The following is a 20,203-nucleotide window of genomic DNA, read 5'->3' as shown; positions in this document are numbered from 1 at the left end:
GGGCGGGGCATTGCGGATCGGCTCAGTCGCCGTTGCGACGGTTGGGGCGAGACCAGATCAGGCTGAAGCCCTCGCCCTCTTCATCGGCGAAGAGGTTGGCGAAGATCGGGGCGGTGAAGCTCGGATCGTCGAGCTTGAGGCCGAGATAATCGCGGCCTTCGTTGGAGCGCTTGGACCAGGCGGCCCCGATCTCGACCCGGCCGACATAGATCCGGTGGCTGGGGGCGTTGTCGCCCGAGCGGCTGGTTTCGGGGACGATGCGGACGTTCCTCGCCTGGAGCGAGAGAGTGACGATCTCGCCGTTGAACTCGTTGTTGCCGGTCTTCTTGAAGGTGCCGATGGTCGCCATGGTAGTTCTCCTTGATCTCTGTTTTCGAGCCCGCACCTTGCGGCCTCGATGGTGATCGACAGGCCGGAGGCGATCGACGGCGCACCCCGAAGGGGCTGGACAGCAAAGGAGGAACTTTCTTGTCTCGCGCGAGGAATGGCGGCGCAGCCGGCAGGGGAAGAAAGTTGTGACGCCGCTGTTGCGCCAAAGGCGGTCGAGGCTTCAGCCGTCCTTCGGCCAGATCCATCCATCGAAGAGGCCGTTGGTGCGCTCGATCCAAACAGAGCTGACATCAAGGAGAACGTGGCGATTTGGGAGCCCACCGAGAGAGCTGGCCCAACGAATCCAATGCTGCTTAGCCCTCTGTAATCGAGACGGACGGATCTCCGCTTCCGCGATCGCGCGTCGGCAGCACGCCCCATTCACGAGAGCGGCTGGCCGTAGTTGTGATCCGTCACCGTTTGGTCGATGCCGCACAACGACTGCCACGAAACTGCCACTCTGCGATGATCGGTCGTGTCTCGATGCTTGGCCGCTCTGTGTGAAGCTCACAGACTAGAATGCGAGCACGCTGGATGTCTGATCGAGTCAGCCCCTTCCAATGGACGCTGCCGGCTTGCGCCAGGCCTTCCCGCCCCTACAGGGGTTACGACAATTCGCCGCGCGGACCCAGAGGAGGATCTCGCGCAAATGATGACCGCTAAGAGCTCGAGTGAGAAGAGAACCGGATGAGCGACAAAAGCGATCTTGAAAACAGAGCCATCGAAGCGATATGGAACTATCGTGAGGCCTTCGCCGTGGTCGGCCGCCTGGAGCGAAAAGAACGTTCCGCGCATCGAGCGGTGACCAGGATACTGCCTGAATTGGGGCGCGCCTTACGCAGCCAAGACACGCGGTGTCTTAAGAATAGCATTAAGATCGGCTCGGCAGCTGTCTCGCGGCAGAACGAAGCGTGGGCCAACCTAACTGAGGCGACCGCACGTTTGGATTCAGCCCACTCGACTTTGGCCGCCCTCGAGCGCCAACTAGGATATCTTCCAAAGGTCTCAAAACCACGAGATTCAGGCTAGCTCAAAGTATGCCAGGACGTCGAGCTGCGCCTTATCCTAGGCGGAGATTTTCTGCGGCTTGTTTGCCGCTGCGGTTCATCACCAGCTCGTAGCTGACCTTCGCGCCTTCAACAAGCGAGGTATAGCCGGCCTTCTCTACCGCCGAGATGTGCACGAAAACATCGTTGCCACCGTCGTCCGGCGCAATGAACCCATAGCCTTTGGTCGGGTTGAACCACTTAACAGTCCCTAACGCCACGTCATTTGCTCCAAAAAGAAAAAACACCTTCCCATCTAAATCATTGAACGAGCCGATCGCAAGTCTCCGCGCGAAAGCGGCTCGATGGGATCCGTTGTCCCGCCCGTTCGTAGGTCTTGGACAGAAGAAATAGAGTGCCCCACTCGATGAAATGAACGAGCACGCTGAAATCGGCCGGCATTCAAGAACGACGAGGCGAAGGTCACATTTTCTTCGAAAACTCCGTGCTAACTGTCGCCTGCTTGTCGCGGCCGGATGTACGTCGTGGCATCACGGGAGCCCCGGCTTTCATGCCGGGGTTTTTCGTTTCCGGCGCGAGAAGCAGCTTGACCGGATAGGCTCGTCAAATGGCGCAGCCCACTGCGACAATTCGACTTGGATGCGTAAGAATCATCCGGAGCGGCACAGAGCGAAAAGCCGAATAGCAGGCAGATATGGCGCAGAATATCTACGACAATCCCGATTTCTTCGCTGGCTACAGCCAATTGCCCCGGCAGGTGCATGGGCTGGACGGCGCTCCTGAATGGCCGGCGATCCGGGCCATGCTGCCCGATTTGGTCGGGAAACGTGTCGTTGATCTCGGATGTGGCTTCGGCTGGGCCTCGCGCTGGATGCGCGAGCAGGGCGCGGCCTCGGTTCTGGGTCTCGATCTGTCGCAGAACATGATCGAGCGTGCCAGGGCGGACACAGCGGATACGGCCATTGAGTATCGCATCGCCGATCTCGACACACTGGACCTCCCTGAGGCGGCTTTCGACCTCGCCTACAGCGCACTGACCTTTCACTATGTTCAGGACTTTGGCCGTCTCGTACATGTGATCCGCAAAACGCTCGTTCCTGACGGGCATTTCGTCTTTACGATTGAGCATCCGATCTTCATGGCCGCGGCACATCCGCACTGGATTTCCGATGAGGAGGGCCGCAAAACCTGGCCGGTCAATCGATATTCCGTCGAGGGCGAACGTCGGACGGACTGGTTTGCCAAGGGCGTTCTGAAATACCACAGGACACTTGGCACTACCTTGAATACGCTGATCGGCGCAGGCCTTCAAATTCGGCGGATCGAGGAGTTTGCCCCAACACGCGAGCAGATCCAGCAGATGCCGCAATTGGCCGAAGAACTCGAACGCCCCATGATGCTGATTGTATCTGCGTCCACATCGATCGGCGGTAAGCTTCGAAGCCTTCGTGATATCCGGCCGGATTAGGTTCCTGCCGGGCCCGCCCCGGTATTGATATCAGCCCGGCGTCAAGCGCTATCTTGCCGGCCCGTCTGCGGCCATGCCGGTGAAGCGAGCCAAGGCCGTGATGCTGACCGCAACGGCCCCGGCGATCGCGAAGACCGTTTGCCAGGTGGGCGAAGACATCGCCATCTGGGCGATTCCATGCGTCGCGCTGTAACCGGCGACGGTCGCGGGCGCGACATAGAGGATGATGATTAAGAGCCGCAGCCAAGCCCATGTCACGAGGGCGAGCGCGAGTTGGCCGATGCCGAAGGTTACGGCGCCAGCCGCGAACGCAACCGCGATTCCGCCCAGAGCGCCAGCCCCTGTGTGGAAGGCCCGAAGACCAATCGTCACGCCGGCGAAGACGGGCACCGCGAAGACCGCAAGCGTGAAGAGTAGCCAGGCGAAGAAGCCTATGGCGAGGAAAATAAGCAGTGGTCCCAAGGCAATCATGGTGGTGGGCTCCGTGAGATAGGGGTCTGACGGTCGCGCCTTCCACCACCACCACGGCGCAAACGCAGTATAGCAGCAAATGCCAGCGACCGGAATCGTCACAAATCCGGTTGCGGGCGAATGACAAAATGACCATATTGAGCGTCAGGAGCCGATCGCCCGGGCTGCAAGCGACCCAAAAGGCGGCATCTCGATTTCCCAATCGAACACCCGAACGGCAACCATTCTGCCGGCGCGCGGTGGTCATGAAGCGCTTGTGACTGCCACTAAGACGCCGGTGTGAAATGGATTTGCCATGTCTACCATCCAAAAGAAGTGCGCAGACTTTCTGCGTATGACCTTCAACGATCTGGCCGGCGGCAAGCTCGGATCAGGTCACGCCCACGAGATCGTGGCTGCGTATTTCGGCTATGGTACCGCGGCGGCTCTAAGGGCCGAGCCGAAGTATCAGCTTGCGGCTTTGGATAAAGCCGCGATCCTGATGCCTGATCTGCGCTTGATGGATCAGCGCGTGCAGCACCTCAATGGTCTCCCTGCAGGTCTACCCAATGTTGACGAGCTGGCTTCGCTGCTCTCGAGCTTTCTTAACGCAAACGGCTACTTTTCAGGTGAGGTTTGGTACACCCGAGATCTCGAGGAGTATATCGATGTATCCTTCATTCAAGAAGATCCCATGATGATCGAGGACGCTCTCTCGGGTGAGATGGCTATGACGAATGCTTTTTTTGACGAGCTTTACATAGACAAAGTAAGCCTAGACGTCGGAGACGATGTGCTCGTGGCAAATGTCTCAGGTTCTCTCAATGGAGAGAACGATCCGGATAAGCCGTTCCACGGGGATTCGATCGCTTTCACGACGATGATAACATTTGAGCGTGTGGCCGGTCGAACCGGCTATATGCGGCCGGAGCTGGAGACGTCGGGCGCCATTGATGACTCACATTACTATGATCAGGACGCCTGAGGGCAGCTAGGCATTTCATGGCACGATTGGGCTCTCATTTCGTCTGTCGTTCTGCACGACAAGGTACGGCGGCGCTCACGAGCCGCCGTACCTCCAGACCGGGATGCCTAGCTTCTTCGCTTTGTCAGCGAGATTGTCTTGGATGCCGGTGCCAGGAAAGTGCATCACGCCGATGGGTAGCGTCTCCAGCATCGCATCGTTGCGTTTGAACGGCGCGGCCTTGGCGTGCTTTGTCCAGTCGGGCTTGAAGGCGATCTGCGGGACCTTGCGATTGTCGGCCCACTTGGCGGCAATCAGCTCGGCGCCCTTGGGCGATCCGCCGTGCAGCAGCACCATGTCCGGGTGCTTGGCGTGCACCTGGTCGAGCTTAGCCCAAATTAGCCGGTAGTCGTTGAAGTCGAGTCCACCGGTGAGCGCGACTTTCGGTCCGCGTGGCATGAGCACCTGATTTTCGGCGCGCTTCTTCGCGGCCAGGAAATCGCGGCTGTCGATCATCGCTGACGTCAGATTGCGGTGGTTGACCTTCGATCCGTTGCGCGGCCGCCATGCGGAATGGGCGTGGCGTTCGAACTCGTCGGCGGCCTGGTCGCGCATCAGCTCGAAGGCGTTGCGTCGCTCGATCAGCGTTTGCCCTTCTGCCGTCAGACGCTCCAGCTCGACGGATTTGATTTCGCTGCCGTCCTGCTCCCGCTGCGAGCGCTGCTGGGCCAGCTCGTTATCGTCGAGCTCGAGCTCGATCCTGTCGATCGCACGATGGAAGACGTTTACCATCGACCAGAGCAGGTCGTCGAGGTCGGGCTCAAGACGGGTATCGGACAGCGCCACCACCAGGGCATCGAAGATGTCGGCGACGCTGCCGGCGAGGATTCGCGCTTCAGGAAGCCCCCGGGGATCGGGATCATCGTGGAAGGGACGGTAGCCATGGAGCTGGAGTTCCTGGAGGACCTGGTCGGTCGGGGATGAGCTGTGGTGCGGCTCGAAATCGTTGTCGTGGTCGGCGGTCATTGCGGTTTTCCCTCGTCGGATCGACCGCGCCCATCGCGGCCTTCATGGCGACGAAAGCGGCAGGCGGAACGGACTTGCACCCGCAGCGCAGCGGAGGGCCGGAGCCTTGGCGGAGGACCGAAGGGGGCCGACTATTTTGTCTCGCGATGTAAAGGCGGCTCTGCCGCCGACGGAAAATAGTCGGCCCACGAGGTTGCCGGTCCGGGCCGCCTGCCGCCCGATCGCCCTCTCAGAAGGCCGTGGGGCAGTCCTCTGGCGCCGAGGGGAAACACGTTCACCGACCGTGCGGTAACGAAGCGGCCGCGTCGCCCCTCATCCCGTTTCGGCTATGCCGCCAGCTCCATAAAGCGCGCGACGTCCTGCGCCGCGATCTGTACGCGGCTTGCGGCCCGAAGGGCGTCAAATCCGAGCAGGCGAAGATCCTCGTTGAAGTCGCCAAGCTGTGGCGAGATCACGATTGCCTCGATGCCGGCCTCCTGCGCCCGATCCATCAAGGTCGCCATGGCGCCGTCACCGGCAGGATCGTCGTCCCGGGCGATGTAGAGCCGGCGGAGCGTATCCGGAAGAAGGACGGCGGAGAGATGCGCTGCCGAGAGAGCTGCGACCATCGGCATGGTCGGCAGGGCGCAGCGGAGCGACAGCATCGTCTCGATGCCCTCACCGGCCGCCATGACTTCACCAGCGACGCCAAATCGAACAGCGTGACCAAGCAGGTCGCCCATCGCCCGCTTTGGCGTGTCGATTGGCGCCTTGCCCAGCGTCGCCTCGCTGAAACCATGCGGGTCGAGCCAGGTGCGGTGTACGCCAGCCAGCTCGCCGGACAGATCGGTGACGGCGGCGATCATCGCCGGCCAGGTCTCGGTCGGGCTGTGGTCGTCGGGCCGGTAGTAGCAACGTGGGTGAAAGCGCAGGCTTCCGGTTTCGTGCAAAGACGTAATGCCGCGATTGCGGAGATACGCTTCTATGAGTGTGCGTTCGATCGGCTGCGACATGGCAAAGAGCCGACGAGCGGCCTCCGGCGATCCTCGTGCCGCGCTGGAATTGCGGAGCCGCGGCTGATTGGGCTCGGGCTCTGGATGCGGCAAGCTGAGAAACAAGCGCGCCTCGTCGAGGACGTTCTTGAAGTCGACCAGGCGGCAACTCTCGCGAATGACATCGAGCAAATCGCCATGTTCCCCGGTGGCGGCATCGGTCCATTTGCCGGCGGCTCCCTTCGCCGACTGCTTGAGCCGCACGAACATTGAGCGGCCAGGCGTATTGCGGACGTCGCCGACGAGCCAATAGCTACCTTCCCGTCGTCCGGCAGAGAGGTAGTGACGGCACACGGACTCAGCCTGCCGGCCGAGACGCCGTGCGAGATCGTGTGCGTTATCGGCCATCGTCATCCCCAAAAAGAAAAGGTCCGCCGTCGCCAGCGGACCTTGTTGTTGCTCTCGACGGCTTATTCGGCTGCCATAATCTGCTCACCGGCTCGCTGATTGTGGGCGGTCCGCTCTTCTTCGTCTTCCAGTTTGTTTTCGCTAGGCTGCTCTGGAGTTTCCTCGACTATAGATTCGACCGCCGGTTCGTCGCCAATGGCTCGGCCCAGCGTGCGAAGCGGTTCGGGCAGCCAGGCCGTGTCGGTGAGCAAGGTCTGCGCCTCGGCAGCCATGTCACCCTTCTTCAGATGCTCGATCCGATCGGCGGCGCGCTGCCCTTTTGCCTCCACCACGGCCTGGAGGATTCGCGTCTTCGTCACCCGACCGAAGAAGTTGTCTACGGTCGGTTTCCACCCCGCCGCAGCCATGTCGAGATCGACAGCCCGGGCGAGACGGTCGGCGTGAGCGAGCGCACGCGGCCGCCGATTCCAGGGTTCATGCACGGCGTTGACCGACAGGCTGACGACATGGGCAAAGAGCATCGCCTGGCTGTCGCCGTCCCACGCCTGAAGTGCGTCCCAGAGGTCGGCCGATTCCTTCGGCAAAGCCTTCGCCCAGCGCTCGTGCCGAGCGCGGATCGCCTCGGCTAAGGCGCTGTCGTTCAGGCCGAGCGCCTGGGCGCCGAAACTCACGCTCTTCAGATCCAGCTCCAGGCAGCTATCCGAGCCGTAGTGGTAGAAGGTCTTCAATGTCAGAGCATGCAGGGCCGCATGAAAGGCGACCTGCGGCTGCTCACCGAGGGCATGACGCAGGCCGAGTGTCCGATGGGTGGTGAGCTCGGTCATCAGCCGGTCGGAGATGGGCGAAAGGCCCTCGTCCTCCTCCTGCTCGGCGCCGGGCTCGACCGACACGTTGCGCTCGCCGCCTTCGTAGCTCGCGGCCTTGGCCCGTTCGGCCTCACCATCTTCTTCAGCAAGACCGGGCTCCGGCTCCGCCGACGGTTCGTCTTCGGGCCGGACGTAGCCGCGCTCAACACGAAGCTCGCCTTCAGCGCCAATGCTGACGAAGACGCCTGCGCGCACGATCTCGGCCGGGTCGAAAACAACCGGCCGGCTCTCGAGCCCCTCCAAAGCTGTTTCCAGCTCGGACAACCGTTCGTCGACCTCGTCGGGCAGTTCATCGGCGTCCGCGTGTTTCTCAGACAGCTGATCGAACTCTGCTTGCAAGGCGTTGCGGGCCGCTTCCTCCTCGGCAGTGAGGGTGACGATCTCGCCGCGAAGTTGTCGCAGACCGAAAGCGTGGCCGTAAGCGAAATCGGGGGCGACCTCGGTCCACTTCCAACCCTCGGCGGCAATCGTCTCGGATTCCGCCTTCAGCTTGTCGGCCACCATCTGGTCGACGAGCGCGACATCCTGCATCCAGCCGCCATCGTCGCCCTGAAACAGATCTCGCAGCACCGTGCCACCGGCGGCAGTATAGGCGTCAACCCCGATGAACAGCGCCCGCTTGTCGGAAGCGCGGACCGCGCCTTCTGTCAGCATGCGGCGGATGACGTAGGGCTGCTTGTCGTGGGACGCCTTCAGCCGCTCGAACACAACTTCCTGACGCTCGTGGTCGCCAGATACAGCGAAGGCCATGAGCTGGTCGAGCGTCATGCCGTCCTCCGCATAGACGTCGAGCAGCGTCGGCGAAACCGACGCGAGCTTGAGGCGTTGCTTGACGACGTTGACGGAGACGAAGAAGGCGGCAGCGATCTCCTCCTCCGACTGGCCCTTTTCGCGCAGCGCCAGGAATGCCCGGAACTGGTCGAGCGGATGAAGCGGAGCGCGCTGGACGTTCTCGGCGAGCGAGTCTTCCTCAGCGATGCCGCTATCGCGGACGACGCAGGGCACCGGGGCGGTCTTGGCGAGGCGCTTCTGCTTGACGAGCAGCTCCAGCGCGCGGTAGCGCCGGCCGCCAGCCGGGATCTCGAACACGCCGGTCTCGGCGCCGACCTGGTCGACGACGGGCCGGACACTGAGGCCCTGCAGAAGGCCCCGGCGGGCGATGTCCTCTGCTAGCTCCTCGATCGAGACGCCGGCCTTCACGCGCCGGACGTTCGACTGACTCAGCACGAGCCTGTTGAAGGGGATATCGCGCGAGGGCGAAAGGGTGATCTTGCGAACGGTAGTCGCCATGGGATGATACTCCGCGACGGGCGCCGAGAGCCTCTCTCTCGACATCAACTCGTCACGAAGCGCAGCGCCGCCCTCTCACTTTGGAGGGCGGCGTCGCAAAGCCAACGAACAGGAAAGACGGAAAGCCTCGGAACCGGAAAAGCACCGTTCCGCATCTCCGGTTGTCCGGGAATCAGGCCGCGCGGTCGAGCAGCTTCTTCGCCCGTGCCTCCATGTCGAGTCGTGCGTCCTGATGAGTCTTGTCGCGCGCGACGGCTGTGATGCCCTGGACGAAATCAAACACGCTCTCGGGCTTCCGGCCTTCCTCGGACAGAACTGTGTCGATGATCTTCGCCGTCTCGGTCTTGGAGAAGCCGCCCTTGCGCAGAAACTCGCTGCGGTCCTCGTCGGTCCGGGCGACGATCCGCTCCCGCGCCGATTTGATGCCGTTGACGAAGGGCATCGGCGAAGAGTTCGCGAAGCGTGTCAGCGCCGGCGCCGCCTCATGGGCGAAGCGCGTCGCGGCGTATTTCGAATGGCGGATGGTGATCTCCTCGAAATCCTGAACACCCCACAAATTCCGATTCTGACAGACGGCGCGAAGATAGAAGCTCGCTATGCCGAGCGTCTTCGCGCCCACCTCGGAATTCCAGCAGTAGAAGCCGCGGAAGTAGAGGTCCGGCAAGCCGTCGGGCAGCCGGCCGGCCTCGATCGGATTGAGGTCGTCGACCAGAAACAGGAAGACATCGCGATCGGAGGCGTAGAGCGTCGTCGTATCCTGGGTGATGTCGACGCGCGGGTTGTAAACGCCAGTCGACCAATCAAGCACGCCTGGGACCTTCCAGCGCGTGTCACCCGTGCCATTGCCGGCGATGCGCTGAACAGCTGCCACGAGTTCGTGGTCAAATATACGCCCATATTCCGGACCCGTCGCGGCGCGAAGCTCGAGGCGACTGCCCTGCACCTCAAGCGTTTTTATCTGCTCGGCTCGATGAAAGCTGAGGCCGAACTGCAGGTTGATGCCAGCGAGCGGTGCCGGAAGCTGACGGAGGTAAGCCGCCGGCGCTCCGACCAAGCTGGCAAGTTGACCGAAGCTCCAATGAGTCGGCGCGATCGGCGCGTCGCAACCGGGTAGCATCAGCGTCAGGCGCTCGGCATCGTCGCGGTTGGCCTCCACTCGGATCGCGGTGCTCTCGACCGTTCGGGTCCGGCTGCGCTCGCTCCGGCTGCGCACGGCGGAGTAGAGATCCGACAAGGACAGATAGCGTTCGTCCGCCGGCCGCGAGAACCATTCGGATGAAACGCGGCCGATGCGCTCGCCGCGACTCACATCCACCTTGTAGCCGCCGGCGCAGTCGTGGGCAGCGATCAAAACTTCTGCTTGGGTCATGGGACAATCTCCATGACGGGCGCCGGAGGCCTCTCCTCCGATCATCAACCCGTCACGGCGAAGCCGATCCGTCCTCTCACTCTAATGGGGGCGTTGCGGGGTCTCCCCGCAGAAGGGGGTGCGTCGGCGACCGCGGCGCCGACCAGGGGGAAGGCTTTCCCCTCAAAGGCGCACCGCCGGAATTCGCCATATCATCGGAGCAACAGGCTGCGTAACCCGATGGACCAGCTCGGAAAGTTAGTGCGCGCGCAAACAAGGGGAACTGAACATCGGAGCCAACTGGCGGGTGCTTTCGCCATTTTCATACGACAGCTTGACTTGACGTCCCACACACCGGCAGAACGATCCTCCACAGACCACAACGTCAGCGATTGAAACGAAAATGACGTTCGATATCAGGGGCAGCATCAAGAATACGAAGATCAGCTCGAACCTGTATGTCGTTTTTGAGGAACCGATCTCAAATGCGACCGACTCATTCCTTATCCGCAAGCACGAAGACGCCTCTGAAACGGACATGCTGGTTGAAATCGACGTCTAATTTATTCGAGCTGACATGCTCGACGACCGAGAGTCCATGATCGTTTCCTGCAAAGACAACGGATACGGGTTGGGAGACGATCAGCTCAAGGCATTTCTAACCAAAGACACTTCCTACAAGGACGACCTTCCGATCTTCGCGATTGGTCAGTGTACCTGCGGCCGAGAGCCGCAAGTATTTTTGCTACGCTCCGTTACGCTATCTTGCGGCTATCAACGCAGGCTGACGCGTTAACTCGCTCGCGTTTGACGCGAGCTATGCGGGGTCATCGAGAATATCGTTTTCTTCCGTCATTCTGGGTGCCAACATCTCAGTCATCTCGACCGTGACGTTTCGTGCGGCGGAGTGATGGAGAAGACGAATGACGGAGTCCAAATTCCTGACACCGGAGGAAGTGTCTGCACGATACCGTGGCGAGGTCTCCGTGGGTACGCTGCGGAATTGGCGCGCAATGCGAACTGGGCCTGCATACATCAAGATCGGCAAAGCCGTCTTATACCCGGTGGACGAGCTTGACGCATGGGATCGGGGAAATCTGGTGATTTGTAGTGCGTCGAAAGAACTGAACGTGAGCTAGCTTGAGAAAAACAAAATCGCGCTCTAATATGATGACTCAATCCGCTGGCACGCTCGAGACAACGACTCGGTTGCTGTGCTCGGAATGATAGGGAGCTAAAATCGCGAACCGCGCTGCGTTTCCCCTGTTCAGCGGTGCACCGTCAGACCACCGCTTTCATCATAAGTCGGCTCAACACTGACGCCATGTCCTCGCGGCACTCCGTCCGTGACCAAATACTCAGCGCAGAGAAGGCGACGTTGAGTTGAGCGCTCCGAACCGGTCGGTTCAGGCAATCAGCCGTGTCCGATAGGCCTCAAGCCGCGCCAGTCGATCCTGCAGATACGTGCGATATTGGATCAGAAGATCATCTGGACTGGCGAACTCGCCAAGCACCCTTTCCGTCTCTGCCATCGCCTGATCGATGGTGAGGCAGCCCGAACCGTCGCCTGTCATCTGATCGGTCAAGTAGCGCTCGACCTCCAATCGAGTAGGTTCGGGGAGAACCGAGCGCGCTTCGAAATAGATCAACCGGAGCCCGAACCAGCGCAGTCGCTCGTCCTCCATGCCCTGGACGATCGCGAGGCGGTCCTCCCATCGCGCATCGTGGAACGCGGCAATGCGTGCCTCATCAGCAGGACCGGGAAAGCCGCTATAGATGCGCTCTTCGAGGTGCGGAGATAATGCGTAGGGCTCGCGCGCAGCCATGTAAGCAGCCACAAGCCGCGCGCACAGACCAGTGTCCGCCTTCATGAGACAGGCCCGGTCTCCGGTGGCGCCCATCGAACCGCCATCCAGCATATGCTCGGGAGCGTCGTAGAACGCCGTCAGCGTGGGCGCGGCATTGATCCTGAAGCGACGAATCGGACTTGGCTTCTGCGTCAGATGAACTTGCAGTTCGAGATCGCTCATCGCGGCAAGCCGGCCCATGTCTTCGTTGAGACTCAAGCAAAGCCGGCCATTGGCCTGATCGGGATCCCTGCCGATGCAGACGACCGACGTATGATAAGCTTGGCCGCCGAAAAACTCGGTCAACACGAAGCCGTCTTCGACCTCAATGAAATCCGCGACGGTCGCTTTGTTCGAGAAGCGCACGAAGCGCTGCCACAACTCCGGAGACCTTCGATAGACCAATCGGCTCAGTTCGAGCGTCGCAAGCACATCGGACATCGCGTCGTGTGCCCGAGCATGTGCGACGCCATTTGCCGCCGCCAACTGTTGCAAGCGAAATGTCCGCCGCCCTTCTTCGCTGACCGGCACAACTAGTTGCGCAGGCGACACGGCATCGGCGGCCATCACCAGACTGAGCGCATCGGCGCGGCAGTTTCGATGATTACTTGTCAGATATGCCGGATATAGGCACTGGAAGAGGGCGTGGCGCAGCATCTCCTCGTCGAAGCGGATGGAGTTGAAGCCGACGAAAACCGCAGGGCTCCAGGAAATCAAGGTCCGGCGAATATCTCCTACCATGGTGTAGTGCGACGGCAGGCTGGAATCAGTCAACGACTCGATCGGCAATCCGTTCGTCCGAAGCGCCGAAGGATGGGGAAGCACATGTGGCTGAAGGCGCGAGCGCGTCTCGAACCGAGCCACCTCGTTCAGGTTTTCATCGGTGCGAACAGCGGCGAAGTGGAGAATCTGATCGAAGCCACGCTTAAGCCCCGTCGTCTCGGTGTCGAAAAAGACGAAGCTCATGGGTGTGCTACCAACGAGTCAACCGGAAACGCATCGCCGCCGGGCTTACCCTAAACCGGCGCGCGAGACCCTCAATCGCTGCCTCGTCCTCGAGATCCACACCACCGCCTTCCAAGACGGCGGCTAAGAGGTCGCCGGGGATCAACAGCTCTGAGGCGAAGGCGTTGGCTTCGATCTCTATCGGTTCGGTTCCGAGCGCTGAGATATCATCTCGGAAGAGAACGCGTATCCCCTTGTCGACGTGAACGGCTTGTCTGATGTCTTCGTCGTGCAGCACATGATGGGCGAGTTCATGGGCGGCGGAAAAACGCTGGCGGTTGGGATGATGTAGCGCATTGACGCCGATGATGCCGATGCCGTCCTTGATATAGGCCATGCCCGAAAGATCCTCCTCCAGCGGTGCGTACTGAAGGACGATCTTGCGCGATTTAATGATGCGTTCGACAGGGACGGGCGGCGCTGAAACGCCGAACTCCCGAAGGATCGAGCGCGCAGCTTCGCGCGCTCGACCTGGATCAGCGTCCCTCACGATCCGACCTTAGAGCCGCGGCGTGGCGCGAGCGCGCTGCTGATCAAATCAGCGACCTGGGCGCCCGCGTTCTCGGACAGCGACTCCTTCGAAAGCTTCTCATTGACCAGCGTCATCTTCAATTCCTCCCCGATGGACTTATGCGGCATTGGCGGCAGCAGGTCGGCGACCTTCGCGAAATCAAGCGCGGTGGCGAGGGCATAGACATGGTGCAGCAATATGTTCTGCCGGCCGCTCTCGATGTTGGCGATCGACGCGCGAGACATCTTAACTTTGCTCGCCAACTGGGCCTGGGTCAGCGAAAGAGCCTTGCGCCGCGTCGAGACCGCGTTGCCGAACGCTATATAGACCGGATTGCCCGCCATCGCCGATGTTTGCGCTGCTTCGGGCATAATGTCAATCCCGCAAACATTATGTGCTTATTACAAACTTACTAGTGTGATCATTACTTGACATATTGGCCAATCTCAGGAATCCATATCCCGCCGGAGAGCGCGACGCTCACCGACGAGGCGAAGGAACCGAGATGTCGAAGCGCATTCATGTCGTGCCGCACGAATCAGGTTGGGCAACCCGACGTGAGGGGGCGTTGCGGGTGGGGTCCACCCATCACACCCAAGCCGAGGCGACGGAGGCGGCGCGTAGCACTGCGCTTCGCGAGCACGGCGAAGTCGTCATCCACCGTCCCGATGGCCGCATTCGCGACGCCAACTCCTACGGAAACGATCCCTTCCCGCCGAAAGGATAACCCAACGGATCGCTCACCAGGGCGATCCGGTCGGATCGGCGCGCGGAGGTCATTCAAAGAAGAGGACCAATATCGATGTCGAATTTTCCGTCCCTGCGCCGCGATGATCGGCCTGATGATCCCTTTGCCGACCCGCTGGACGCGGTACTCGCCGAGCTTGCCATCAATATTCAGCTTCCGCCCGGCCTGCATGCCAAGGCGGTCGAGCGATATGAGGCGGTCCGACGCTACATCGAACGACCCGGTAGTCCGCTCGAAGGCAGGGTCGCCTGCTTCTATCCCCAGGGCTCCATGGCAATCGACGCAACCACGTCGACCCGCGGCACGGACGACGAGTACGATCTCGATATCGTCGCCGAGATCGAAGGCCCCGACCTCGGTCCCGAGGCGCTGCTGGATGACCTGGAAGCCGCACTCGAGAGCTACCCGGTAAGCAAGGTCGTGCGCCAAACTCGGTGCATCACGCTCTACTACGCCGACGGCATGCATCTTGACATTACGCCGTCGCGGCGGCGGGCGCCGAAGGAGAAGGAAGGCGAGATCCCGCATGCGAAGAAGGGGACTCGCAGCGACCCGGCGCGCTATGTGCCGATGAACTCATATGCCTTCGGGAAGTGGTATTGCGCCCGAACGCCTACCGAGGAGCGGTTCGCGCTGGCGCTGAATCGTCAGCTGTACGAACAGGCCGGAATCGCCTTCGCCGCAGCGGACGTCGAGGACGTTCCGCCGCAAACGCCGCTCATCATCAAGAGCGTGACGACGGTCGCGCTGCAGCTAATCAAGCGGCACCGCAACATCGCCTACGCGACCGAGACGGGCCGGATCCCGCCATCGGTGATGTTGTCGTGCCATGCCGGCCATGCCGCCCGTCCGGGCATGAGGCTTGCGGAAATGCTGATCCGGCAGGCGCGCTGGACGGCCCGCGCGATCGACGACGCCGCGAAGCGCGGCCAGCTCCTGGTCGTGCCCAACCCCGAATTTCCGGTCGAGCGTTTCACCGACCGTTGGCCAGAATCTCAGCTGCAACAGACAACCTATTCTCGCCACCTGCACACCCTCGCTAACGGGCTCGAAGCCGCCCGCACCGGCGACGTGCAGCTGGAGGACTTGCAGGAGTGGTTGCGCGGGCAGTTCGGGGACCGGGTCGTCACGCGTTCTGTCAAAGCTTTCAACCAGCGGCTCGGGCGCCAAGTTCAATCACGGCAGCATGGTTATACGCGCTCCGGCGGCCTGTTCGTTCCCGCCGCGCCGGCGATCATCGGCGCGGCGACCAGCCTGGCGCCAGTCGCGGCTCGCGCACACACCAACATGGGAGAGCGCCGATAAGTGGTGATGACGGTCGACGCCCAGATCACTGACATGGCTTCCTTGTGGCCGAACTTGAAACTCATCGGCCGCCACGGCGCAATCGCGGCGTGGCAGGGCCCTCTCCGGCCTTTGCTTCAGACGTTTCAGGTCGAGATCACTTATCGAGCGCCGCTGGTGATCGAACGGCTCGACGTGCGCATTCTCCAGCCACGCGTCAAAGTCTTGTCACCGCCGTTACGGCACCGTCCGGGCGACCCGGAGGGTAGGCTCCCTCACGTGTACTACGGTTCGGATGGCGAAGTGACGCTATGCATGCTCGATCCCGATTCCGACGATTGGTCGCCGTTCGACAGCCTCTCGCAGACAACTGTGCCCTGGGTGATCGAGTGGCTTGCCGCTTACGAGGGCTGGCGCGCAACGGGTCAATGGACAGCGAGCGGCCGCCACGTCGTAGCAGGTGGCGTCGGTGTCTAAGAGCAGCATTCCGCAAAAGGTCCAATCGGCGCTGTGGGCGCGGGCTGCTGGCCGCTGCCAATATCGTGGATGCAATACTGATTTGGTCGGCGACCTGGTGGCCGGGCGGCAAGACGGGATCTTCGGCTTCATCGCACACATCGTGGCTGACGTCGAAGGCGGCCCGCGCGGCGATCCGATCCGGTCGACTCAGCTCGCGCGTAGTCTGGAAAATCTAATGTTGATGTGCGCCCGACATCACAAGCTGATCGATCTTGACGCCGTCGCCGATCATCCGGAATCTGTTCTGCTAACTATGAAAGCCGAGCACGAGGGCCGGATCGCGATCGTTGCCGGCATCGACGAAGACCGGGCATCTCACGTCATCAGGTTTGGGGCGAGCATTTGTGACAACGAGGCGCTTGTATCGACGCAGGCGATCTTTTCGGCGATGCCGCCCGACCGCCACCCAGCCAGCGGCCAGAGGTTGGATCTTGAAATGGTAGGCTGTGCGTTTCGAGACAACGAGCCTGCCTATTGGACGGTCCAGCGCGAGAACCTGAGACGCCAGTTCGAAGCGAAGGTGCGAGGCCGCGTAGAGCGACAGGAGATTAGGCATCTAAGCGTATTCGCACTCGCACCGCAGCCGCTGCTGATCGAGCTTGGCCGGCTGCTCTGCGATATCGTTCCGGCCGTCGTTCATCAAAGGCATCGCGAACCCGCGAGTTGGCGATGGGCGTCCGATGGCCCCCCGATCACATTCCAGGTCACCGAACCGGATATCGGGCTGTCAGGCTCGGTCGCGCTAAAGCTCGGTGTCAGCGCTACCGTGACCGACGCGCGACTCCAGGCGGTTCTCGGCGACGAAGCCGCGATCTGGTCGCTCTGCGCGGATCAACCTCACAACGACGTCTTGCGGCGAGCTGACGATCAGGCCGCATTTCGGCGCGAACTCCGACGGCTCTACGACCGCATCAAGGCTCGGCATGGCGAGGGAACGCTGCTGCATGTTTTTCCCGCGCTTCCCGCCTCCCTGGCGGTCGAGGTCGGCCGCGTCTGGATGCCCAAATCGGATCTTTCCCTCCGGCTCTACGACAACAATCGATCGCACGGGTTCATACGGACCTTCGATATTCCCTAAACCCGATGCGACAAGCGCGCGGACATCTTCCTGTCCGCAATCCTCCTCGCCGCTGCGATTACCTGGTGGATCAATTAAGTCCGGACCCAAGCCCTCTCTCGTAGAGGCATGTATCCGAACGGGAGAAGCCTATTTTTTCAGGAGGCCACCAAGCCACTTTTGAAGGCTGTCACCGTTCATCAATTCGAGACGCGTCGGCAGAAAGGGAGTTATGAACGGATCAGATATTAGCCTTGGCGGAAAGTCCGACGTTGTAGTCAGGATTCCCTTAGAGGCATTCTGCTCCCCGCTGAGTACGCCCAGCAATGCACGAATGTCATCATATGAAACCTCGTTCCTCGGCTTATACGCCTTCACCGATCCTATGATCTTGATGCAACCAACCCCCTTCGAACAGCTATGACATCCCGTCCGTGATCCCCTGAGCGTGGCGTTAATGTCACCTCGTCGAACCCCGCTTTATCGAAGGCACCAGCGACGATCTCTTCCCAACGCGTCGCAGAAAGTGAATACGCTTGGCTCCAATCCGATTGCAGGCTTGCTACAATTTCATACCAAACCGCTGAGTTTGCCTTTATTAGAAATCCCTCTGCCGTTTTACGATCTGCCAGGACGATCTTGTGATCTGGTGTAATGATTCCCGCTACTCGCAACTCCGCTTGCTTATTCCCCTCGGAAAACCGCCGAGCGATAAACGACTCGAACACTGACGGAAGCCTGTCTTCGTAGATCAAGTCAGTAATTTTGATCTTCTCTGGTGGAATTTCCAGATTCCTAAAATCCACTAGTCGTGTGAACTCTAAAAGAATCGGAAACGCTAATTTCTGCGCAATAGGAAACAGCTTAACGGGCATGTAGAATATCAGTTGCTGCGCTAGGCGAACCCTTACCTCTTCCATCTGCTGCAAAGTAAGCATGGCACGCGCTCTTTACTACAACTGCGCATAGGTTAGCAGTCAGCCGGCTGTCGGGCCTTAACAGCCGGAATAGCCAAATCGCAGTTTCGAATACCGACTCCGTGATCAGCGCCTGCTAAGTTTGACAGATCACGTATCCATGTGCGTTCATTTCGGTACACGCCGAGAAGAATGACATCAACAGCCAATAGAGCTGAACGAAGTATGGGTCTGGCGCTTGGCCGGCTGCGACTTCCTTTAGCGCCTCTTCAACAGCACCGCGGCTCAGCGAAGAGGTCACGATGAAGACCCGACGAATTGCATCCGGCGCAAGCCGCACTTGAGCGAATTCGTTCATTAGCTCGTCGGCATCGCCTCGGACAATCCTCTTGATCCGGGTTTTGACTCCGCTACCGCTTACATACTTGTTGTTCCAACCACGAATTTTCGCTTCCATCGATTCCGGCGGAAGGCTCATACGCTGCAAGTTCTTAATTGCTTGGCTCACGGAGATATGGAACGGCCCAGCACCGAGCGATAGTGGACCATGCTTTGCGTGATAAAAGGTAATTCTAGGCGGGCTGCTGGAGTTGTTTAGCCCAATATAGTCCGCCCATTCGTCGCCAAGATCGTCGCACACAAGCACATCGTCCCCGTCCGCAACACTCGCTTCGATCACACCGAAAGTGGAGTCAGCATCAAAGGTGGCCTTTCGCGTCGAAAAGTTACCCTTTTCATCAGTCACTCCGTCTAGGAGCGGATCAGAGCGCAAATGGCGCAACAGGGCTGCGCCACCATCTACAAAGCCTTCGTCGCGGAACAAGGTCCCGTCGATGTAAGCTAAAGAGAGGGCGTCGAACAGCAATATGAACTTATCCTCGCGATCGATGTAGCGTCGGAGCGAGATCCGATTTGGATCGTGACCGAGAGCATACTCTGTACTTTCGACCTCGATGCCGGCAGTGATCGGCAATTGCAAGTCACGCAATGCTACGCGAGCTTGGTTGATTGCAATTGCTCCAACCGAATCAGCACCGTCGAAGATATCCATCCTCTTTCCGTCGCCGCTGACCCTAAACGCACGATCGAGCTCATTTAACGCTGCATCGATTTCATGCTTGGAGAGTTGAGTGAGTCTACCGCTATCTTCATGTACAAGTCTGATTTCGCGATCGACATGGATCGCATCAACAAATCCCGCAACGTCGACGGCAAAACTTGTTGGACGCGCGGTGCCGCCAATACTCGCCAAATCGATAGCGCGGGCTAAGGTACGGAGAAAGCTGGCAGGTGCAGCTCTTCCACCTACCAGCTCGTCAATTACAGATTTCGCGTACTCCACAAGTGCGAGGTGATCGACCCGATCAGACCGCTGCCCTATCCTGCCGGTGCTAGGAGTTGTAGAATAGTGGTCAGTTCCCGACCGGACCGCGTACGCCTGGGGCACATACCGGTTTGCGCCAGCAGGCCCGACAACATTTTGTAGGTCATCGGCTTCGAACGTTTTACTCCTCATCACGTGCTTGGAGACCGACATGTTTCGAAGCCGAATCTTTTCGAACACCGCTCCCTGCCGTGCGACCGCACGATCCACGCGTTCGGCTGATACTCGACCGAGATAGCGGGTGAAAAATCCTGCCGGAAGATCGAGCTTGGATTTAAGAATCGCGAGATGATCGCGATATTCGATCAAAAGAATAAATCCGCAGATTCGTTCTCGGATTCCTGCGTCTTCGGTTAAGAATGAAGGCGAGCGGTCATAGAGGAAGGAGATCGCAGACCAACGCGCGCGCCCAGCTTGGACGCGCCGATGGTAGAATATGTTTTGGGAGGCCGAGGGCTGGCTTGCCCGAACTTGGCGAAAAAGGTCATCCAATGCGGCATTGCTCATCTGCCGCTTAAGAATGTGAAAATTTGCTGTTTTTGCAACGCGAAGAGAGTCGATCATCCATCCCCCGTCGCGTTTCCGCGCGGAAGTACGCCATGTCAATTAAGACGGACCTTCAATATGATCAACTTAAGCGCGAATGCCTCCACGATGCAAATGGAAAGAACATGCCCCCCGCAAAGAAGAGTTAGAAGGCTACTCGATGTCGCGCAGCTCTAGACGGCCTGCTCAATAGCAACGTTAGCCACAAAGTGTCGGCT

22 protein-coding genes are annotated in these 20,203 nt (G+C 60.1%); 9 read left to right on the top strand and 13 right to left on the bottom strand.

What is annotated here, in order from left to right; genetic code table 11:
* Nucleotides 1-22: 22 nt before the first annotated feature.
* Complete coding sequence (locus IQ16_RS35280; RefSeq protein ID WP_011084751.1) at nt 23-349, bottom strand: DUF736 domain-containing protein; 327 nt, start codon at nt 347-349, stop codon at nt 23-25.
* Between the two features lie 707 nt (nt 350-1,056).
* Between IQ16_RS35280 and IQ16_RS35270 the strand changes: the two genes are divergently transcribed.
* The gene (locus IQ16_RS35270) at nt 1,057-1,398 is read left to right on the top strand and encodes a hypothetical protein (protein ID WP_011082890.1); all 342 of its coding nucleotides are present in this window, start codon (nt 1,057-1,059) and stop codon (nt 1,396-1,398) included.
* A gap of 31 nt (nt 1,399-1,429) precedes the next feature.
* Here IQ16_RS35270 and IQ16_RS35265 read toward each other — a convergent pair whose 3' ends face one another.
* Complete coding sequence (locus tag IQ16_RS35265; protein ID WP_014490275.1) at nt 1,430-1,636, bottom strand: cold-shock protein; 207 nt, start codon at nt 1,634-1,636, stop codon at nt 1,430-1,432.
* Between the two features lie 434 nt (nt 1,637-2,070).
* Between IQ16_RS35265 and IQ16_RS35260 the strand changes: the two genes are divergently transcribed.
* Nucleotides 2,071-2,844, top strand: coding sequence for a class I SAM-dependent methyltransferase (locus IQ16_RS35260; protein WP_011082892.1), 774 nt, complete (start codon nt 2,071-2,073; stop codon nt 2,842-2,844).
* Nucleotides 2,845-2,892: 48 nt separating this feature from the next.
* On the opposite strand, the gene IQ16_RS35255 is transcribed toward IQ16_RS35260, so the two are convergent.
* Nucleotides 2,893-3,315, bottom strand: a complete 423-nt coding sequence (locus tag IQ16_RS35255) for a hypothetical protein (protein ID WP_014490276.1) — start codon at nt 3,313-3,315, stop codon at nt 2,893-2,895.
* Nucleotides 3,316-3,610: 295 nt separating this feature from the next.
* Here IQ16_RS35255 and IQ16_RS35250 point away from each other — a divergent pair, with 295 nt between their 5' ends.
* A complete protein-coding gene (locus tag IQ16_RS35250) occupies nt 3,611-4,279 on the top strand; it encodes a hypothetical protein (protein WP_011082894.1) in 669 nt (222 codons plus the stop codon).
* 75 nt (nt 4,280-4,354) lie between these two features.
* On the opposite strand, the gene IQ16_RS35245 is transcribed toward IQ16_RS35250, so the two are convergent.
* The 4 genes from IQ16_RS35245 to IQ16_RS35230 form a co-directional block, all read right to left on the bottom strand.
* The gene (locus tag IQ16_RS35245) at nt 4,355-5,284 is read right to left on the bottom strand and encodes a DUF2493 domain-containing protein (protein WP_145832023.1); all 930 of its coding nucleotides are present in this window, start codon (nt 5,282-5,284) and stop codon (nt 4,355-4,357) included.
* Between the two features lie 326 nt (nt 5,285-5,610).
* Complete coding sequence (locus IQ16_RS35240; protein ID WP_014490277.1) at nt 5,611-6,663, bottom strand: DUF7146 domain-containing protein; 1,053 nt, start codon at nt 6,661-6,663, stop codon at nt 5,611-5,613.
* A gap of 62 nt (nt 6,664-6,725) precedes the next feature.
* Nucleotides 6,726-8,819, bottom strand: a complete 2,094-nt coding sequence (locus IQ16_RS35235; protein WP_014490278.1) for a ParB/RepB/Spo0J family partition protein — start codon at nt 8,817-8,819, stop codon at nt 6,726-6,728.
* A gap of 172 nt (nt 8,820-8,991) precedes the next feature.
* Nucleotides 8,992-10,188, bottom strand: a complete 1,197-nt coding sequence (locus tag IQ16_RS35230) for a hypothetical protein (RefSeq protein WP_026192137.1) — start codon at nt 10,186-10,188, stop codon at nt 8,992-8,994.
* Between the two features lie 382 nt (nt 10,189-10,570).
* On the opposite strand from IQ16_RS35230, the gene IQ16_RS45980 reads away from it, so the two are divergent.
* Nucleotides 10,571-10,729, top strand: a complete 159-nt coding sequence (locus IQ16_RS45980) for a hypothetical protein (protein ID WP_016839828.1) — start codon at nt 10,571-10,573, stop codon at nt 10,727-10,729.
* A 361-nt stretch (nt 10,730-11,090) separates the two neighbouring features.
* Complete coding sequence (locus IQ16_RS35220; protein WP_011082899.1) at nt 11,091-11,306, top strand: helix-turn-helix transcriptional regulator; 216 nt, start codon at nt 11,091-11,093, stop codon at nt 11,304-11,306.
* A gap of 267 nt (nt 11,307-11,573) precedes the next feature.
* Here IQ16_RS35220 and IQ16_RS35215 read toward each other — a convergent pair whose 3' ends face one another.
* Genes IQ16_RS35215 through IQ16_RS35205 form a run of 3 tightly spaced genes read right to left on the bottom strand, consistent with a single transcriptional unit; the run spans nt 11,574 to nt 13,901 of the window.
* Nucleotides 11,574-12,980 carry an exodeoxyribonuclease I gene (locus IQ16_RS35215; protein ID WP_011082900.1) on the bottom strand — a complete coding sequence of 469 codons (1,407 nt, stop codon included), beginning with the start codon at nt 12,978-12,980 and terminating at the stop codon, nt 11,574-11,576.
* 7 nt (nt 12,981-12,987) lie between these two features.
* Complete coding sequence (locus IQ16_RS35210) at nt 12,988-13,509, bottom strand: ImmA/IrrE family metallo-endopeptidase (RefSeq protein ID WP_011082901.1); 522 nt, start codon at nt 13,507-13,509, stop codon at nt 12,988-12,990.
* Nucleotides 13,506-13,901 (bottom strand): helix-turn-helix transcriptional regulator, encoded by a 396-nt coding sequence (locus IQ16_RS35205; RefSeq protein WP_011082902.1) that lies wholly within the window; start codon nt 13,899-13,901, stop codon nt 13,506-13,508. The genes IQ16_RS35210 and IQ16_RS35205 overlap by 4 nt, the downstream gene beginning before the upstream one ends.
* A gap of 134 nt (nt 13,902-14,035) precedes the next feature.
* On the opposite strand from IQ16_RS35205, the gene IQ16_RS35200 reads away from it, so the two are divergent.
* The 4 genes from IQ16_RS35200 to IQ16_RS35185 all read left to right on the top strand — a co-directional run bounded on the left by IQ16_RS35200 (nt 14,036) and on the right by IQ16_RS35185 (nt 17,159).
* On the top strand, nt 14,036-14,257 hold the full coding sequence (locus tag IQ16_RS35200; RefSeq protein WP_011082903.1) for a DUF2188 domain-containing protein: 222 nt from the start codon (nt 14,036-14,038) through the stop codon (nt 14,255-14,257).
* Between the two features lie 75 nt (nt 14,258-14,332).
* The gene (locus IQ16_RS35195) at nt 14,333-15,583 is read left to right on the top strand and encodes a nucleotidyltransferase domain-containing protein (RefSeq protein WP_011082904.1); all 1,251 of its coding nucleotides are present in this window, start codon (nt 14,333-14,335) and stop codon (nt 15,581-15,583) included.
* A 6-nt stretch (nt 15,584-15,589) separates the two neighbouring features.
* The gene (locus IQ16_RS35190; RefSeq protein WP_202557271.1) at nt 15,590-16,039 is read left to right on the top strand and encodes a type II CBASS E2 protein; all 450 of its coding nucleotides are present in this window, start codon (nt 15,590-15,592) and stop codon (nt 16,037-16,039) included.
* Nucleotides 16,023-17,159, top strand: coding sequence for an SAVED domain-containing protein (locus IQ16_RS35185; RefSeq protein WP_011082906.1), 1,137 nt, complete (start codon nt 16,023-16,025; stop codon nt 17,157-17,159). Before IQ16_RS35190 ends, IQ16_RS35185 begins: the two co-directional genes overlap by 17 nt.
* 129 nt (nt 17,160-17,288) lie before the next feature.
* Here IQ16_RS35185 and IQ16_RS47705 read toward each other — a convergent pair whose 3' ends face one another.
* The 3 genes from IQ16_RS47705 to IQ16_RS46770 all read right to left on the bottom strand — a co-directional run bounded on the left by IQ16_RS47705 (nt 17,289) and on the right by IQ16_RS46770 (nt 20,003).
* Entirely contained in the window at nt 17,289-17,516 is a 228-nt protein-coding gene (locus tag IQ16_RS47705; protein ID WP_071908403.1) for a restriction endonuclease, read from the bottom strand.
* A gap of 5 nt (nt 17,517-17,521) precedes the next feature.
* A complete protein-coding gene (locus IQ16_RS35175) occupies nt 17,522-18,076 on the bottom strand; it encodes a restriction endonuclease (RefSeq protein WP_011082907.1) in 555 nt (184 codons plus the stop codon).
* Nucleotides 18,077-18,191: 115 nt separating this feature from the next.
* The gene (locus IQ16_RS46770) at nt 18,192-20,003 is read right to left on the bottom strand and encodes a hypothetical protein (protein WP_011082908.1); all 1,812 of its coding nucleotides are present in this window, start codon (nt 20,001-20,003) and stop codon (nt 18,192-18,194) included.
* Between the last annotated feature and the right edge of the window lie 200 nt (nt 20,004-20,203).

It is taken from the genome of Bradyrhizobium huanghuaihaiense (assembly GCF_007830635.1).
Lineage (GTDB): Bacteria > Pseudomonadota > Alphaproteobacteria > Rhizobiales > Xanthobacteraceae > Bradyrhizobium > Bradyrhizobium huanghuaihaiense.
This window is presented reverse-complemented; position numbering and strand designations above follow the sequence as displayed.

What these genes read in the sequence shown, in the direction of transcription:
- IQ16_RS35255 (WP_014490276.1), bottom strand. Translation starts at nt 3,315, where the DNA reads ATGATTGCCTTGGGACCACTGCTTATTTTCCTCGCCATAGGCTTCTTC.
- IQ16_RS35250 (WP_011082894.1), top strand. Translation starts at nt 3,611, where the DNA reads ATGTCTACCATCCAAAAGAAGTGCGCAGACTTTCTGCGTATGACCTTC.
- IQ16_RS35195 (WP_011082904.1), top strand. Translation starts at nt 14,333, where the DNA reads ATGTCGAATTTTCCGTCCCTGCGCCGCGATGATCGGCCTGATGATCCC.
- IQ16_RS35200 (WP_011082903.1), top strand. Translation starts at nt 14,036, where the DNA reads ATGTCGAAGCGCATTCATGTCGTGCCGCACGAATCAGGTTGGGCAACC.
- IQ16_RS35205 (WP_011082902.1), bottom strand. Translation starts at nt 13,901, where the DNA reads ATGCCCGAAGCAGCGCAAACATCGGCGATGGCGGGCAATCCGGTCTAT.
- IQ16_RS35230 (WP_026192137.1), bottom strand. Translation starts at nt 10,188, where the DNA reads ATGACCCAAGCAGAAGTTTTGATCGCTGCCCACGACTGCGCCGGCGGC.
- IQ16_RS46770 (WP_011082908.1), bottom strand. Translation starts at nt 20,003, where the DNA reads ATGATCGACTCTCTTCGCGTTGCAAAAACAGCAAATTTTCACATTCTT.
- IQ16_RS35175 (WP_011082907.1), bottom strand. Translation starts at nt 18,076, where the DNA reads ATGCTTACTTTGCAGCAGATGGAAGAGGTAAGGGTTCGCCTAGCGCAG.
- IQ16_RS35240 (WP_014490277.1), bottom strand. Translation starts at nt 6,663, where the DNA reads ATGGCCGATAACGCACACGATCTCGCACGGCGTCTCGGCCGGCAGGCT.
- IQ16_RS35190 (WP_202557271.1), top strand. Translation starts at nt 15,590, where the DNA reads ATGACGGTCGACGCCCAGATCACTGACATGGCTTCCTTGTGGCCGAAC.
- IQ16_RS35245 (WP_145832023.1), bottom strand. Translation starts at nt 5,284, where the DNA reads ATGACCGCCGACCACGACAACGATTTCGAGCCGCACCACAGCTCATCC.
- IQ16_RS35220 (WP_011082899.1), top strand. Translation starts at nt 11,091, where the DNA reads ATGACGGAGTCCAAATTCCTGACACCGGAGGAAGTGTCTGCACGATAC.
- IQ16_RS35280 (WP_011084751.1), bottom strand. Translation starts at nt 349, where the DNA reads ATGGCGACCATCGGCACCTTCAAGAAGACCGGCAACAACGAGTTCAAC.
- IQ16_RS45980 (WP_016839828.1), top strand. Translation starts at nt 10,571, where the DNA reads ATGACGTTCGATATCAGGGGCAGCATCAAGAATACGAAGATCAGCTCG.
- IQ16_RS35260 (WP_011082892.1), top strand. Translation starts at nt 2,071, where the DNA reads ATGGCGCAGAATATCTACGACAATCCCGATTTCTTCGCTGGCTACAGC.
- IQ16_RS35215 (WP_011082900.1), bottom strand. Translation starts at nt 12,980, where the DNA reads ATGAGCTTCGTCTTTTTCGACACCGAGACGACGGGGCTTAAGCGTGGC.
- IQ16_RS35270 (WP_011082890.1), top strand. Translation starts at nt 1,057, where the DNA reads ATGAGCGACAAAAGCGATCTTGAAAACAGAGCCATCGAAGCGATATGG.
- IQ16_RS35235 (WP_014490278.1), bottom strand. Translation starts at nt 8,819, where the DNA reads ATGGCGACTACCGTTCGCAAGATCACCCTTTCGCCCTCGCGCGATATC.